Annotated in this window: 14 protein-coding genes; 1 reads left to right on the top strand and 13 read right to left on the bottom strand. The window is 40.7% G+C overall.

Features of this window, described 5'->3' with window-relative positions; genetic code table 11:
* Positions 1 to 91: 91 nt before the first annotated feature.
* From rpsC to rpsJ, 8 genes are all read right to left on the bottom strand, one after another.
* Positions 92 to 886, bottom strand: a complete 795-nt coding sequence (rpsC, locus tag ACH30E_RS11140) for a 30S ribosomal protein S3 (protein ID WP_294990805.1) — start codon at positions 884 to 886, stop codon at positions 92 to 94.
* Positions 887 to 901: 15 nt separating this feature from the next.
* A complete protein-coding gene (gene rplV, locus ACH30E_RS11135; RefSeq protein ID WP_294990809.1) occupies positions 902 to 1,285 on the bottom strand; it encodes a 50S ribosomal protein L22 in 384 nt (127 codons plus the stop codon).
* 38 nt (positions 1,286 to 1,323) lie between these two features.
* A complete protein-coding gene (rpsS, locus tag ACH30E_RS11130; protein ID WP_294990812.1) occupies positions 1,324 to 1,593 on the bottom strand; it encodes a 30S ribosomal protein S19 in 270 nt (89 codons plus the stop codon).
* A gap of 112 nt (positions 1,594 to 1,705) precedes the next feature.
* The gene (gene rplB / locus ACH30E_RS11125; protein WP_294990816.1) at positions 1,706 to 2,545 is read right to left on the bottom strand and encodes a 50S ribosomal protein L2; all 840 of its coding nucleotides are present in this window, start codon (positions 2,543 to 2,545) and stop codon (positions 1,706 to 1,708) included.
* 46 nt (positions 2,546 to 2,591) lie between these two features.
* Positions 2,592 to 2,891 (bottom strand): 50S ribosomal protein L23, encoded by a 300-nt coding sequence (gene rplW, locus ACH30E_RS11120; protein WP_294990819.1) that lies wholly within the window; start codon positions 2,889 to 2,891, stop codon positions 2,592 to 2,594.
* Between the two features lie 29 nt (positions 2,892 to 2,920).
* On the bottom strand, positions 2,921 to 3,553 hold the full coding sequence (gene rplD / locus ACH30E_RS11115) for a 50S ribosomal protein L4 (RefSeq protein WP_294990822.1): 633 nt from the start codon (positions 3,551 to 3,553) through the stop codon (positions 2,921 to 2,923).
* Between the two features lie 22 nt (positions 3,554 to 3,575).
* Positions 3,576 to 4,193: a 50S ribosomal protein L3 gene (rplC, locus tag ACH30E_RS11110; RefSeq protein ID WP_133475593.1), complete on the bottom strand. Its 618-nt coding sequence runs from the start codon at positions 4,191 to 4,193 to the stop codon at positions 3,576 to 3,578.
* A gap of 389 nt (positions 4,194 to 4,582) precedes the next feature.
* Positions 4,583 to 4,888: a 30S ribosomal protein S10 gene (gene rpsJ, locus ACH30E_RS11105; RefSeq protein WP_026770720.1), complete on the bottom strand. Its 306-nt coding sequence runs from the start codon at positions 4,886 to 4,888 to the stop codon at positions 4,583 to 4,585.
* A 288-nt stretch (positions 4,889 to 5,176) separates the two neighbouring features.
* Here rpsJ and ACH30E_RS11100 point away from each other — a divergent pair, with 288 nt between their 5' ends.
* Positions 5,177 to 7,645 carry an O-antigen ligase family protein gene (locus tag ACH30E_RS11100; RefSeq protein ID WP_490824881.1) on the top strand — a complete coding sequence of 823 codons (2,469 nt, stop codon included), beginning with the start codon at positions 5,177 to 5,179 and terminating at the stop codon, positions 7,643 to 7,645.
* Positions 7,646 to 7,795: 150 nt separating this feature from the next.
* Here ACH30E_RS11100 and fusA read toward each other — a convergent pair whose 3' ends face one another.
* From fusA to ACH30E_RS11075, 5 genes are all read right to left on the bottom strand, one after another.
* Positions 7,796 to 9,946, bottom strand: a complete 2,151-nt coding sequence (fusA, locus tag ACH30E_RS11095) for an elongation factor G (protein ID WP_294990831.1) — start codon at positions 9,944 to 9,946, stop codon at positions 7,796 to 7,798.
* Between the two features lie 226 nt (positions 9,947 to 10,172).
* Complete coding sequence (locus tag ACH30E_RS11090; RefSeq protein ID WP_490824879.1) at positions 10,173 to 10,859, bottom strand: FKBP-type peptidyl-prolyl cis-trans isomerase; 687 nt, start codon at positions 10,857 to 10,859, stop codon at positions 10,173 to 10,175.
* 68 nt (positions 10,860 to 10,927) lie between these two features.
* Positions 10,928 to 11,653 carry an FKBP-type peptidyl-prolyl cis-trans isomerase gene (locus ACH30E_RS11085; protein ID WP_294990837.1) on the bottom strand — a complete coding sequence of 242 codons (726 nt, stop codon included), beginning with the start codon at positions 11,651 to 11,653 and terminating at the stop codon, positions 10,928 to 10,930.
* An 88-nt stretch (positions 11,654 to 11,741) separates the two neighbouring features.
* Positions 11,742 to 14,168: a beta strand repeat-containing protein gene (locus ACH30E_RS11080; protein WP_490824877.1), complete on the bottom strand. Its 2,427-nt coding sequence runs from the start codon at positions 14,166 to 14,168 to the stop codon at positions 11,742 to 11,744.
* 257 nt (positions 14,169 to 14,425) lie between these two features.
* A partial coding sequence (locus ACH30E_RS11075) for a hypothetical protein (protein WP_490824876.1) occupies positions 14,426 to 14,923 on the bottom strand: 498 nt, incomplete at its 5' end.

The raw sequence follows: 14,923 nt of genomic DNA, 5'->3' as shown, positions 1-14,923 counted from the left end.
GAGAATTTGAAAATGATTGGAATTTTACTGGGCTTTCTGATCATTTGAATCTGTTTTCATTTTCAAATTTTCAAATTGCCCCATTTTCAAATTAACGTCTGTCTCTTCCGCCTCCACGGTTATCTCTTCTATCACCGCCGCGACCACCACGATCATCTCTTCTGTCTCCGCGTCCGCCACCGCTTCTTTCTTCACCACCTCTTCTCTCGCTCATATCATTTTTACCGCCAACGAAATTAGGGTTGAGTTCGCGTTTACCCAGAACTTCACCTTTACAGATCCATACTTTGATACCGATTTTACCATATACAGTTTGAGCGTATACGTTAGCGTAGTCGATATCCATACGGAATGTATGCAAAGGCACACGACCTTGTTTAAATTCTTCGCTACGAGCGATCTCAGCGCCACCCAAACGACCACTCAACTTAATTTTGATACCTTCTGCGCCCATTCTCAGGGTAGAAGCAATCGCCATTTTAGTTGCACGTTTGAAGTTGATACGGTTTTCGATCTGACGAGCGATGGTATCACCAACGATATTTGCATCCAGTTCCGGACGACGGATCTCAAGGATATTGATCTGCACGTCATCTTTACCGGTTAATTTCTTCAACTCTTCTTTGATACGGTCTACTTCCCCACCGCCTTTACCGATAATGATACCTGGTTTAGACGTGTGAATAGTAACGATCAGCTTACCCAGGGTACGCTCTATTACAATTTTGGCAATACCGCCCTTGTTGATACGGGCGTTCAGGTAAGTACGGATTTTATGATCCTCAATTAACTTAGTAGCATAGTCTTTCTTACTACCATACCAGTTACTTTCCCATCCGCGGATGATACCTAACCTGTTACCAATTGGATTTGCTTTCTGACCCATATAGTGGTTTTACAATTAGTTTTTAGAATCTACGATTAATGTTACATGGTTACTGCGTTTGCGAACCCGGTAGCCACGGCCCTGGGGTGCTGGACGCATACGCTTAAGTACACGACCTCCGTCAACAAATACAGTTTTTACCACCAGGCTGCTGTCTGCGGCACTGGCGCCATTGTTTTTCTGCTCCCAGTTGCTGATAGCACTCTTCAGCAGTTTTGCCAGGGGCACAGCATTGTGCTGTGGGTGGTGCTCGAGAATAGCCAACGCCTTCTCTACTTCCATTCCACGGATCACATCAGCCAGCAAACGCATTTTGCGCGGCCCTGTAGGATAATTGTTCAGTTTAGCTACTGCTTCCATTTCTTTATTTGTTTCTGGTGTAATCTGTTCCTTAACCATTAACTATGGACTATGGACCATGGACTACAACCTAATGATTACTTTTTAGTTCCTGCGTGTCCTCTGAAGTTACGTGTAGGAGCAAATTCACCTAATTTATGTCCAACCATGAACTCGGTTACATAAACAGGGATAAACTTGTTACCATTGTGTACCGCAAATGTGTGACCAACAAAATCAGGGGTAATAGTGCTGCGACGGCTCCAGGTTTTAATAACACCTTTCTTTGATTTACCATCGTTCATTGCCACTACTTTACCTTCTAGGTTGGCATCTACATAAGGACCTTTTTTAATCGAACGACCCATAGTAATGAGTTAATTTGAAAATTTGAAAATTTGAAAATTGAGAGTGTTTGTTTTGACACTTTGAGAATTTGAGGTTTTCATTTTCAAATTTTCAAATTGCCACACTTTCAAATTATTTTGCTAATTTTTTTCCGTCTCTTCTCTGGATAATCAGTTTATCACTTGATTTTCCTTTGGTACGGGTTTTTTCACCTTTTGCATACTTACCAGTTCTGCTACGTGGGTGACCACCTGAAGCTTTACCTTCACCACCACCCATCGGGTGATCTACCGGGTTCATGGCTACACCACGAACGCGAGGGCGGATACCTTTCCAACGGTTCTTACCAGCTTTACCTGCAGTTTCCAGGTTATGGTCGCTGTTTGATACCACACCAACTGTTGCATAACAATTGATCAATACTTTACGCAGTTCGCCAGAAGGCATTTTTAATACTGCATATTTCTCTTCTTTGTTCGCAAGTTGTGCAGATGCACCGGCACTTCTAACCATTTTACCACCCTGACCAGGCTGTAATTCAATATTATGAATCATGGTACCAAGTGGCATGTTTTTCATGGTGAGTGCATTTCCAATTTCAGGAGCTACTTCATCACCAGCGATAACTGTTGCACCTACCTGTAAACCTTGTGGTGCAATAATGTATCTTTTCTCGCCATCTGTATATTGCAACAATGCAATAAACGCAGTACGGTTTGGATCGTATTCGATTGATACTACTGTAGCAGCAATATCTCTTTTGTTTCTTTTGAAATCAATGATACGGTAGTGTTGTTTGCTACCACCGCCCATATAACGCATTGCGCGGCGACCCTGGAAGTTACGTCCAGCAGTCTTTTTCTGAGGCTCCAATAAGCTCTTTTCAGGCTTGTTGGTGGTGATCTCAGCATAAGCGTTTCCGATTCTCCAGCGTGTGCCGGCTGTCATCGGTTTGTACTTCTTAAGTGCCATTTTCTATTTGTTTAATTGCGGAATTCTCAGCTCCGCGTACTATAAATTAAATGTTTGCGTACAGATCAATTGCTTCTCCTTCGGCTACAGTTACGAAAGCTTTTTTATAAGCCGGTTTCGCACCTTGAATAAAACCAGCTTTTGTGTAGCGGGTTTTGTTTTTACCTGGAGCAACTGCAGTATTCACATCAATCACACTAACACCATAAAATTCTTCTACTGCTTTTTTGATCTCGAGTTTGTTTGCCTTACGGTTTACTTTAAAAGCATATCTTCTCAGCTTTTCTTGCTGGGCATTTGCTTTTTCAGTTAAAATAGGCTTTACTAATACTTCACTCAGTTTCATTGTATTTCGGTTGAAACGTTTCTAATTGGTTAAGCTACTGCCTCTTCTTCTGCGAAGATTTTGGCGGTATTTTCTGTAATTACCAGTACATCTGCATTCATGATTTCATAAGTGTTGATGTCGGCCAATAAAGTGCTGGCAACATTTGGCACGTTACGAGTGCTCAGGTACAGGTTATCATTGTACTCAGGTAATACTACCAGTGTTTTCTTGTCTGCAATATTCAGGCTCTTCATCACTTCAACCAATTGCTTGGTTTTAGGTGCATCCATCTGAATATCTTCAACAACTACAATGGCACTTTCTTTAGCTTTATAGCTCAGTGCAGAAATCTTCGCCAGATCCTTCACCTTACGATTCAATTTGAAATCATAAGCGTGTGGTTTTGGTCCAAAGATGGTACCACCACCCTTATATAAAGGGTTACGGATATTACCTTTACGTGAGCCACCAGTACCTTTTTGCTTATGCAGCTTACGGCTGGCACCTTGCACTTCGGCACGGGTTTTAACTTTGTGCGTACCTTGACGGCCTGCAGCCAGGTACTGTTTTACAGCCAGATAGATCACATGATCATTTGGCTCGATACCGAAAACCTCAGCAGGTAATTCTACCGTTCTGCCGGTTTTCTGTCCTTTTATATTTAATACATCTACTTGCATGGTCAATTCAATTAAGTTGTGATTACTTCTGGATTAAAACGATAGAACCGTTATGACCAGGAACAGATCCGCTGATCAGGATATAATTCTTTTCAGGGAAGATCTTCACTACTTTCAGACCTTTCATTTTAACCCTGTCGCCACCCATACGGCCGGCCATTCTCATACCTTTAAATACACGTGAAGGGTATGAAGAACCACCAATAGAACCAGGTGCACGCTGACGATCGTGTTGACCGTGAGACTGTTCACCCACACCAGAGAAGCCATGGCGCTTTACAACACCCTGGAAACCCTTACCCTTGGTAGTACCAACTACTTCAACGCTCTCGCCTTCAGCGAAAATGTCTACAGTAACAGTTTCTCCCAATGCTTTTTCTATGGAATAATTACGGAATTCTTTAACGAATTTTTTGGCGGCAGTTTGAGCTTTTGCGTAGTGATTAAGCTCGGCTTTAGTGGAGTGCTTTTCTTTTTTGTCGCCAAATGCCAATTGAAGTGCGGTGTAACCGTCAGTATCCTGGGTTTTCACCTGAGTTACGGTACATGGACCAGCCTCAATGATGGTACAAGCTGTTTGCTTACCATCTGCCGAGAAGATGCTGGTCATCCCGATTTTTTTACCAATAATACCTTTCATCGTTTTGCGGTTTATGCCCCGCAAGGTTAAAGAGGACATCCCACCGATGAAGCGGGATTCAATCCTTGTTTGCTGCCGACCTTTTCCCTTTACCCGCCGTAGCTTTAGCGAAGGAGGGTTGCCTTGTAGCTAACCACCTTCGCTAAAGCTTCGGTGGTCGTTGGAAGTACCGGAAGTAAACAAACCTCGAAGGGCCTGTTTATATGTATGATCGCGGATGGCGGATGTCTGATTTGAGGCAGAATCTGCTTTCTTTGACCGTTTATTTATTCAGAGCTGCTTTCTTCTCCACCTGAGGCGGAGAGTTGGCAGATGATTAATTCATTTGTAAGTACTAGTGTTTCAAACCCTGCTTGTAGCCTGTAGCTTGAAACTTGCAGCCTATTTTATCAGGCTTTAATCTCAACCTCAACACCTGAAGGCAGGTCTAACTTACTCAGCGCATCTACCGTTCTTGAAGAAGAAGTATAGATATCCAATAAACGCTTATGAGTAGCCAGTTGAAACTGCTCACGGCTCTTCTTATTTACGTGTGGTGAACGCAGAACAGTGAAAATTCTCTTGTGTGTAGGCAAGGGAATTGGACCAGTTACTACGGCACCTGTACTGCGTACAGTTTTTACGATTTTCTCAGCAGATTTGTCTACCAGATTATGATCGTAAGATTGTAATTTGATTCTGATTCGTTGAGACATAGTCGAAACCCAATTTTCGTATTGGGGTTGCAAAGGTAGGGGTCTATATTGGAATGGTCAAGAATTTTGGAAATAATTTTAAGAAAAAAGCCCCTTTTTTCATTTAATTCACCGAAAATAGGCAAATCCTTGCAAGCGAACTGTGAAAATAGTGAGTAGTGAGTAGCCAGTAGTGAATAGGGGTAGTTTTACTGACCACTCACCATTCACCATTCACAATTCACCATTCACAATTCACCCCATCTCAGTTTCCTAAATTCATTAATTTCACGGCATTTAACAGCAACTATGGCCCGAAAAAAAACAGCTTACCCTAAACAGGAGCAACAAGCTACTGATAAATCGGTTAATACATATCTGAAAAATAATACTAAGTTCCCTTGGATACCCTCTTTGGTTCTCTTTCTTTATATGTTGGTGCATTTTATCCCAAATATGAATGCCATCGATGTTATGGGACCCCAATGGTTCTACCTATCCATACTAGACTTAATTGTTACCGGGTATATCCTGGCCCGAAAATATCTTTACAAGGATACTATTCAATTAATCATCAAAGTATTATTCACAAAATTATATCTCGCACTTTTTATCCTTGCAGGAATCTCTATCTTTTTTGCGATCAACCAAGTGGAAGCTTGGGTTTGCTATGTACGTCTTGTAATTACAATTATTGCGTTTTTTAACCTTTCTGTGCTCTTTTACGGCAAAAAAGAATTATTCAAATTCACTGCACAGCTACTTTCGGTGGTGATTTTCATAGAATCTGCGCAATATTTTGTCAAATTTTTTAACGGCCTGATTAATACAGATCTTTCATCCTTAATTCTTAATCTAAACGGCCAAACAGGTAATAAAAACATTTTTGCAGCAAGCCTAGCCATCAAAATACCATTTGTCTTATACGCCATTTACAATGCCAAACTAATTGAAAGAATATTTCACGTTATTGCTTTAACATTGGGTATCGCCACACTTTTTATGGCCAGTGCACGTGCTTCTTATGTTAGCCTGATTTTGATTTCAATCTGCTTTATTATATTCATCATTATTCAATATCTGAAAAATAAGCAAACAGAAAAGTTGTTGTACAGAATAGCCTACCTGATAATTCCCATTATTGCTGCATATTTCATTGCACAAATTGCCTATACCCAGGCAACAACTATTCAGGAAAATAATGCAGGCAGGTATGGTAATGTTGTAAGTAACCTTAGTTCTATTGCCTTAACTACAGATGCATCGAATTATCGTTTTAAACTATGGGCGCATGCTCTGGATTATATATCCAAAAATCCCTTAATGGGAGCAGGTTATGGTAACTGGAAACTCGCCTCCATTCCATATGAAAAGGAATATATAAACGACCTCAATGTGCCTGCACATGCGCACAATGATTTTCTTGAACACGCAGCTGAATTGGGGCTTTTAGGCGGACTTTTATACCTTTCTCTCTATGTTTGTTTATTTGTTTGCACACTTAAAACCTGGCGCTCGAAAGCTTCTGACGAATTAAAATTCATTTCATTATTCTCCTTTTTTGCTTTGCTCTCCTATGCTATTGACGCATTCTTCAATTTCCCTATTGAAAGAGCTGTTATGCAGGTTTTTTTTGCAGTTGTTTGCTCCTTCAATTTAGGTGCATACCTCATGACGAAAGAAGATGCCAGTCTTGTGGAAAAGCAACAAACAAACAATTTATTACACCCGTTGTATGGGCTCATAACAATTTTGATTTTATTGCCTGCCATTTATATTAATTATTTAACCTATGTTTCTTTAAAAGCGCAGATGAAAGTGGTTCCCGATTTAAAGAATGAGCCAATGACCCTACCACTTTCCGAAGTGACAAAAATTTTCCCCCCTATACCAAACCTTACCTCTTCCTCACAACCAATTGAAGCTATAATTGGCAGATATTATTCGGAAAATAAACAGTACGATGAAGCCCTTCGACTTCTCCGCAAGGCCATGCCTTATAATCCCTATGTTTATTACAGCCATTTTTTGATGGCAAATGTTTTCTTTCTGACCGATAAACTCGACAGTGCCAAGTATTACGCAGAAACGGCTTATTATAACCGCCCCCGAGCCAATACCTATTACCAGACATTAATAGCAGTTGAAGCAAAGAGAAGAGATACCGCCGCAATTGGTAAAGCTTTCAGAACCTATACCCATTATAGAAATGAAATTTTCCCCTGGCAATTGTATTTACTTGGTATGTTGAACGCTCAACAAAAAGGCAGTCCGGAATTATTAAAAATGGCCGATAGCGCCCTAAACTATTTCAAGCCAGCTCCTAATACACAACCGAGTGCAGATTACCAGTTACTGGTTAAACGAAGAGAGGAAATTCAGAATAATATGAATGCAAGGGTAGCCGGTGCATCTTCGCAGGAAGACATTAACCGGGCAACGGCCGTATATAATGAAGCGGTGGCCGCATTTGGCAAAGGTGATTATGCCAATGCTGCCAAAAAATTTGTAGCTGCTCTTACGATTAGTCCATTCAGCTATAGCATGTTTGAAAATGCCGGCATCTGTTATTATAACCTGAAAGAATATAAAAAAGCAATTTACTATTTCGACAAAGTAATTGCCATGAAAGTAACCACAGATGGCAAATCAGAATTTTTTAAAGGCGCCAGTCTGATTAATTCCGGCGATAAAGCAAATGGATGCAGTGCTATGCAAATAGCGGTAGCAAAAAAATATCCCGGAGCGGCCGATATACTTGCGCAGTTTTGCAAATAGACGTGAGATGTGAATGGTGAATAGTGAATGGTGAATAGCAAGTATAGAATTGACCTACAGACTACTGACTACTCAATATTGACAATTCACCATTCACAAAAAAAGCCCCGACAAAAATTTGCCGGGGCTTTTTATTATGTTCAACGAGGCTTATTCCTCGATCTTCACTTTTCCTTTGTTCTTCGCCATTACTTCTTCTGCGATATTGTTTGGTGCAGGGGAATAATGAGAGAATTCCATGGTTGAAGTTGCACGTCCGGATGACAATGAACGGAGTTGGGTTACATAACCAAACATTTCGCTCAAAGGAACTTTTGCCTTGATAACCTGAAGGTTAGCGCGGCTGTCCATACCTTCCAGCATACCACGACGACGGTTAAGGTCACCTGTTACATCACCCATGTACTGATCTGGAGTAAGTACTTCTACTTTCATGATTGGCTCAAGCAAGGTTGGTTTTGCTTTACGACCAGCTTCACGGAAACCAGATTTAGCACAAAGTTCGAACGACATAGAATCAGAATCCACATCATGGTAGCTACCATCGAATACACGCACTTTCATGTTGTTTACAGGATATCCTGCCAACACACCTGTAGTCATGGCAGTTTCAAAACCTTTCTGAATTGCAGGAATGAATTCTTTAGGGATGGATCCACCGAAGATATCGTTCACAAACTGGAAATGCTTGCCTTCGTTTTCTTTCAGCCATTCTTCATCAGCAGGGCCGATTGAGAATTGAATATCGGCGAATTTACCACGACCACCAGACTGTTTTTTCAACACTTCACGGTGTTCGATAGTAGTTCCGAATGATTCTTTATAAGCAACCTGAGGTGCACCCTGGTTTACTTCTACTTTAAACTCACGACGCATACGATCTACGATGATCTCAAGGTGTAATTCACCCATACCACGCAGGATGGTTTGACCAGTATCTTCATCAGTATTTACGCGCAGGGTTGGATCTTCTTCAACCAGTTTAGCGATAGCCATACCCATTTTATCAACGTCGGCCTGTGTTTTGGGCTCAACAGCGATTGCGATTACAGGCTCAGGAATGAACATGTTCTCCAGGGTAATAGGATGATTTTCATCACAAAGTGTATCTCCGGTTTTAATTTCTTTGAAGCCTACTGCCGCAGCAATATCACCAGCTTCGATAAAGTCGATCGGATTTTGCTTGTTGGCAAACATTTTCATGATACGGCTGATACGCTCTTTTTTACCGCTTCTTACGTTTAATACATAAGATCCGGCATCCAGATGACCGCTATAACAACGGAAGAAAGCCAGACGACCCACGAAAGGATCAGTCATGATTTTGAAAGCCAATGCTGCGAATGGTTCTTTTGCACTAGGCTTACGGGTAAGTGTTTCACCTGTATCAGGATCAGTACCTACAGTATCTTCAATATCTACTGGTGAAGGCAGGTAACGACATACCGCATCAAGCGCAGTTTGTACACCTTTGTTCTTGAATGAAGAACCGCACATCATTGGAACGATGCTCAGGTCGATACAAGCCTTACGGATAGCTTCGTGTACTTCATCTTCAGAAATGCTGTTAGGATCATCAAAGAATTTCTCCATCAGCGTATCATCGTATTCAGCAACCGCTTCAATCAGGTTTTGTCTCCAGAATTCTACATCTTCTTTCATATCAGCCGGTACTTCAATCTCATCGAAAGTCATACCTTCTGTTTCCATGTGCCAGATGATTCCTTTCATTTTGATCAGATCCACCACACCTTTGAAATTATCTTCCGCACCAATAGGTAATTGCAGGGGAACAGCTTTTGCACCCAACATTTCTTTTACCTGGTTTACCACATTCAGGAAATCTGCACCTGAACGGTCCATTTTATTTACGAAACCGATACGTGGTACCTTGTAACGGTTTGCCTGACGCCATACGGTTTCAGACTGAGGCTCAACGCCATCTACTGCAGAGAAAAGGGCGATAAGACCATCCAGTACACGCATAGAACGTTCTACCTCTACGGTAAAGTCTACGTGACCCGGAGTATCAATGATATTAAAATAGTAGCTTTTGGTATTCGCATCAGCCTTACCTTTTACGGTAGGGAAGTTCCACTGACAGCTAACAGCAGCTGAAGTAATAGTGATACCTCTTTCTTTCTCCTGTTCCATCCAGTCTGTGGTAGCGGCACCATCATGTACCTCACCTATTTTGTGAATCATACCTGTATAGCGCAGGATACGCTCAGTAGTGGTGGTTTTACCGGCATCAATGTGTGCGGCAATACCGAAGTTGCGTTGAAATTTCAAGTCAGCCATAAAAGTGCTTGTTTAAATATTTTTTTAACGGGAACACAGGCTCCCATTTTCAAGGCGGCAAAGGTAATCATAATACCAATTCACTGAATAGCTTGGACAGATTTAATTATCCCCGAAAAAAAAGCCCTGGCGTGAATTCCAGGGCTTTTTAATTGTTTGCAAATCAACCTATTATGAGTATCGAATTATAATATTCACAAAAAGCTGATAATAAAACGTTTATGAACTATTTTTTGGCCGGGCGTACAGATACCAAAGCGATATCATATACTAATGGAGTGTTTGGCGGAACTGACGTACCATTACCTTTCTCCCCAAAACCAAGTTTTGCAGGGATAAATACTCGCCAGCTAGACCCTTCTTTCATTCTTAATACTGCATCTTGCAGGCCAAGTACAAACCAGCTAACGGGTAATAAGAATGACTCTTGTTTCTCTTGTGAATTAATAAAAACGGTTCCATCTGGAGTAGTTCCTCTAACGTTAACCACTACAGAATCTTCAGGTTCAGGAATGGCGCCGGTACCTCTGGCAATTACTGCATAACGAACGCCACTTGGCATCGTAATTACATCATTTCTTTTAGCTAACTCAGTAAAAAGTGCCTGTTCCATCATTTTACCTTTCACTCCCGCTACATCGGCATCAAGTATATTTACCATGCTTTCTGACTTAGCTTCACTGATCATCAACTTCTTTTTAGTCAGCACATCATCTATTGCTTTCTGAAACATGGCACCTTTGAAAATCACTCCTTTCTTCTCAAGTGATTTGATCATATAAACACCAAGTGCATATTGCAATGAATCTTCAGTAGCTTTTTCTTTGGCAATTTGTGCTGCGGTTTTATTCTGAGCAGTTGCGGAACCTGCAACAAATGCACCTAATAAAAGAATCAATCCTGCTTTTTTCATTTTGTATAGTTTAGTTCGAAAATATAAAGAATTTAGTAGATATTACTGGAATATAGCTTAAAATTTGCTTATTTCTTTACAGGACGTATTTCCAACAGTTCCACTTCATAAGTAAGTGCACTGCCTGGTGGTATTAGATAAACACCATTACTACCGGGCACCCCCTTTTCACCATGTGCAAGTACGGATGGAATATACAATTGCCATTTTGAACCTACAGACATTTGCTGAATAGCATCTGATAAACCGGGAATCAGGTCTGACAGAAGTATAGATTGTGGTATCTTATTATTGTACGTGTCTTCAAAAATAGTTCCGTCTGCCAATGCGCCTTTCAAATTTATCACCACTGAATCCCCGGCAGTTGGCCTTGCCCCCTGACCTGTTTTTAAAATAAAATAGTGAACCCCATTGGGAAATATGCCCAGTCCGGGGCGTTGCTTGATATTGGTAAACAACTGCTGTTCCAGCTTATACGCACGATCTTTTTGTGTAACCTGCTGATAGGCTGTAATTAAGGGACTTATTATTGAGTCAGGAATTAATCGTGGGTTATTTCGAAAAATATCATCCATCCCTTTGATGAAAAGTGTTGGATTATTAATAAGAAAACCCTGATTGTTGACCCACTGAGCCAGAAAAGACCCTATTGCATACTGAAGCGTGTCTGCCATATTATTAAGCTGAACTGCTGCAGTGGTATTGGCTGGCTTTTTTTGTGCCGGAGCCTTCTGAGCAATAGCATTTGCTAAAATCAACATACAAATAAGGGATGTTGTTATTTTTTTTTGCATACTTCCATAAAGATATAAATAAAAGCAGGTCACGGAATAGCCCCTGCTAAAAATATTAACATGTATTAACATGACCTGCACCCATTCGTTACAGGAAATTCAATTCGGCTGTTCCTTCGATATTTAACTGAATATCTGTTTGTATATCAAGGCCGGAGCAATTTACAACCACACCCGTGGGTATTGTTTTGTCGCCATTTCCACTAACGAGGAGGGTATTATAAGTAAACCCGGTAATTGTTTGCGCGATATCTCCGTTATAGTTAAATGTATTATTCGCAACCACATAAGTTGTGTTAACATTATCCGGCGTAAAAGTATTTGCCACTCCAATCGTTTCATTGGCAATCAGCGTAACCGTACGTGTTCCATTATCAGCTATAACCAATGTGCCATAATTTTCTCCGGTTACCATTTGGTCACCGGCTCCGTCATAAATAGTTGTTAGCTGCAATAAATTATTATTGAGGGTGTATTGCCCTGAAAATCCTGCAACATCAGTTATCCGCGTTACATAAATTGTACCAGAGCCACTGATGGTTCCACCTCCCCCGATTACTGTTGTTGCATCCGGGTTAAAACTGCCAGCAACTACCATTGTGCTACCAATATTCATATTACCAGAAGTGCCGATGGTACCGGTGATATTCAATCCATCAAAAGTTATACTACCACCCGAGTTGGTAATTTGTCCGGAAGAACCTGTCATGGTAACAGTTCCACCATTTGGGGCAAAACTTACTGCTGATGCAACTTCAAATGAACCATTTACTTCAAAGCTGGTATTGTACTGCGATTGACTTAAAGGAGTTGCCGCGATTAATAAATTATTGAATGATAAATCACCATTATTACTGATAGCAGATGCAGAGTTGTTCATGGTAATCAGTCCGGAAGTTGCTGTAAATGATCCATTAACCAGCATTTCACCGGAAACGGAAAAATCATTTGTTGTGTTAACGCCTGTTCCACTGATTACCAAATTTCCATAAGACTGGCTACTATTTAAAGCCGCTACGACTGAATTGTTTCCACGGTATTCAACTGTGCTTGTAATACCGATTATGTGGGTAGTATAATTCGCGGGCAGCGTATTTGCGCCACCTATTATCAGCGTGCTACCATTGTTAATTTCCAATGTTCCTCCGGATGATGTTCTGTCGGCAGTATAAATATCCAGGTCGAATACACCATCTGATATTGTTAATACATTATTGACGGTAATATTTGTCTCCAGTGTTACGGTATTGTTTCCAGGCACACCTGCATTTGCAATTGTAAGTCCACCGTTAAATAGCGGCGAACTTGTTCCGGTAATTAGTTGGTCTGCATCGCCTTCAAAACTGCACATACTAGTGCCGGAAGTGAATGTACCGTTATTCTCAAAATCGCCTTTTAGTATTATCAATGGATCATTCGCATTACCGTTAAAAGTAACGCCTGCATCAATAGTTAACTTATTTCTTACCGTTAATGTGCCTCCTAAAATATTTTTAGAGCCTCCTCCACTTAACCTTAAATTAGCATACGTTGGATCTGTGGAAACAGTTTGATTGACTGTTTCACAAACATAATGCATCAATGTTCCTTCCTCAATATTGAACGTACTGAATGCAGGAAAAGTTGAATTATCTCCCGCACGGCCAAGTCTGAAAGTACTGCCATTTAATAAATTGAGTGTACCTGTTGACACAAGATTGAATCCATCGTCACAAAAAACACTGTTTGCTGTTTCGTCGCCGATAGTAAGTGTTAGAACAGTTGTATTTCTTTTCAGGTAAACTCCTGAAGTATTATTGGATTTAAGGATGCCATAGGTTATATTATTACCAGGAAAAAAAAACTGATCTGCTGAACCATTAAAATTAATAACAGCATCTGAAGGTGGTGCGGTAAAACCTCCGCCGCCGGTTGTAGCACTTGCATCTGAACCTACATTACCTCCAATATTCAGTATGGCCCCGCTACTTAAATCAATGTGATTTCTGGCAAAATTACCTGGCATAATCAGGTTACCCTGTATGTTTGCAATTCCACCAGTTGCTATATCCAAAATAATGTCGTGCCCATTACCATTTGTGGTTGACATAATAAAGTCGTTACAAAAGAGCGTTCCTTCTACGATAACCATTCTGTTTCTGTTATTAGCATCAGGTGCCCCTAATTCTATATTTCCTGTTATGGTTAAAGTAACTCCCGGATCAATAGTAAGTCTTCTTGTTGCACCAATTGCACCTGTCCAGGTAAGACTAGCACATGAAGCATCTGCAGTTACGGTAATACGGGCATTTGCATTTAATATTACATCATCACCACTTCCAGGAATATTTCCGCCAATCCAAGTTGCAGGGTTGTTCCAGTCGCCCGCTACATTATTCGATGTAATGGTAGCAGCCATCATTTCTTTACTGATAATGCACACTAAAAGCATGAATATCCAGAAACGCCTGGCCTTATTGTTAAGTAGTCTGGTTTTATAGTTATACTCCAAATCTGTTATGAACTTTTTTTTCATACAGTAAAACGAATGTCATCCGGTTATTGAAAACTATGGGGCTATGGCATTTTAGATTTCTCTAGCCAACTTAAACGCACCAATTAATAAATGTGTAAGGATATTGGTAATGCTGCTATTAAAATTACTTGAGCGCATCTGCAATACTTGCCGGAATTATAATTCCTACTGATGGGAAATTTCTTTTATAAAGTTACACCACCTCTTCCGATAACCAATAACATCACATTAAATTGGCATTAGATTTAAGTTAGAATTCACTCAGTGACATTAAACACCGATGTGTCTGGAAGTTCAAGAATGGCATTATCATTCATAACAATATTAAAACAGTTAACTATTGATCCAGGTAAAACTGTTTTATCACCTGTATTGCTAATCACTAAAACATTGTAGGTAAATGCAGTAATAGTTTGGTCACCATTTCCATTATATTCAAATGTATTTCCCGTTACGACATAAGTAGTGGTGGTAGCTGTGGGCGTAAATACATTCGATACCCGTACCGTTCCTCCATTTACAAAGGTTACCGTTCTTGTTCCATTCGTACTGATTACCAGTGTGCCATAGTCAGCGGCACTTACTGTCTGAGCTCCGGCTCCATTATAGTTCACCGTAAGGCTTCCTAATGTCTTATTCGTTATCGTGTACTGACCAGCCAAACTCGGTGTGGCTGCTGTTCGCGTTACATTCACCGTGCCAGTGCCACTCAATGTGCCTGCTCCGCTTATTACGCTCGTGGCTGATGGATTAAA

This window comes from Sediminibacterium sp. FW305-C-61, from assembly GCF_058231065.1.
This window is presented reverse-complemented; position numbering and strand designations above follow the sequence as displayed.

Excerpts from the sequence above, each read along its gene's own strand:
- rpsC (WP_294990805.1), bottom strand. The coding sequence starts at position 886 with ATGGGTCAGAAAGCAAATCCAATTGGTAACAGGTTAGGTATCATCCGC.
- rplV (WP_294990809.1), bottom strand. The coding sequence starts at position 1,285 with ATGGTTAAGGAACAGATTACACCAGAAACAAATAAAGAAATGGAAGCA.
- rpsS (WP_294990812.1), bottom strand. The coding sequence starts at position 1,593 with ATGGGTCGTTCGATTAAAAAAGGTCCTTATGTAGATGCCAACCTAGAA.
- rplB (WP_294990816.1), bottom strand. The coding sequence starts at position 2,545 with ATGGCACTTAAGAAGTACAAACCGATGACAGCCGGCACACGCTGGAGA.
- rplW (WP_294990819.1), bottom strand. The coding sequence starts at position 2,891 with ATGAAACTGAGTGAAGTATTAGTAAAGCCTATTTTAACTGAAAAAGCA.
- rplD (WP_294990822.1), bottom strand. The coding sequence starts at position 3,553 with ATGCAAGTAGATGTATTAAATATAAAAGGACAGAAAACCGGCAGAACG.
- rplC (WP_133475593.1), bottom strand. The coding sequence starts at position 4,193 with ATGAAAGGTATTATTGGTAAAAAAATCGGGATGACCAGCATCTTCTCG.
- rpsJ (WP_026770720.1), bottom strand. The coding sequence starts at position 4,888 with ATGTCTCAACGAATCAGAATCAAATTACAATCTTACGATCATAATCTG.
- ACH30E_RS11100 (WP_490824881.1), top strand. The coding sequence starts at position 5,177 with ATGGCCCGAAAAAAAACAGCTTACCCTAAACAGGAGCAACAAGCTACT.
- fusA (WP_294990831.1), bottom strand. The coding sequence starts at position 9,946 with ATGGCTGACTTGAAATTTCAACGCAACTTCGGTATTGCCGCACACATT.
- ACH30E_RS11090 (WP_490824879.1), bottom strand. The coding sequence starts at position 10,859 with ATGAAAAAAGCAGGATTGATTCTTTTATTAGGTGCATTTGTTGCAGGT.
- ACH30E_RS11085 (WP_294990837.1), bottom strand. The coding sequence starts at position 11,653 with ATGCAAAAAAAAATAACAACATCCCTTATTTGTATGTTGATTTTAGCA.
- ACH30E_RS11080 (WP_490824877.1), bottom strand. The coding sequence starts at position 14,168 with ATGAAAAAAAAGTTCATAACAGATTTGGAGTATAACTATAAAACCAGA.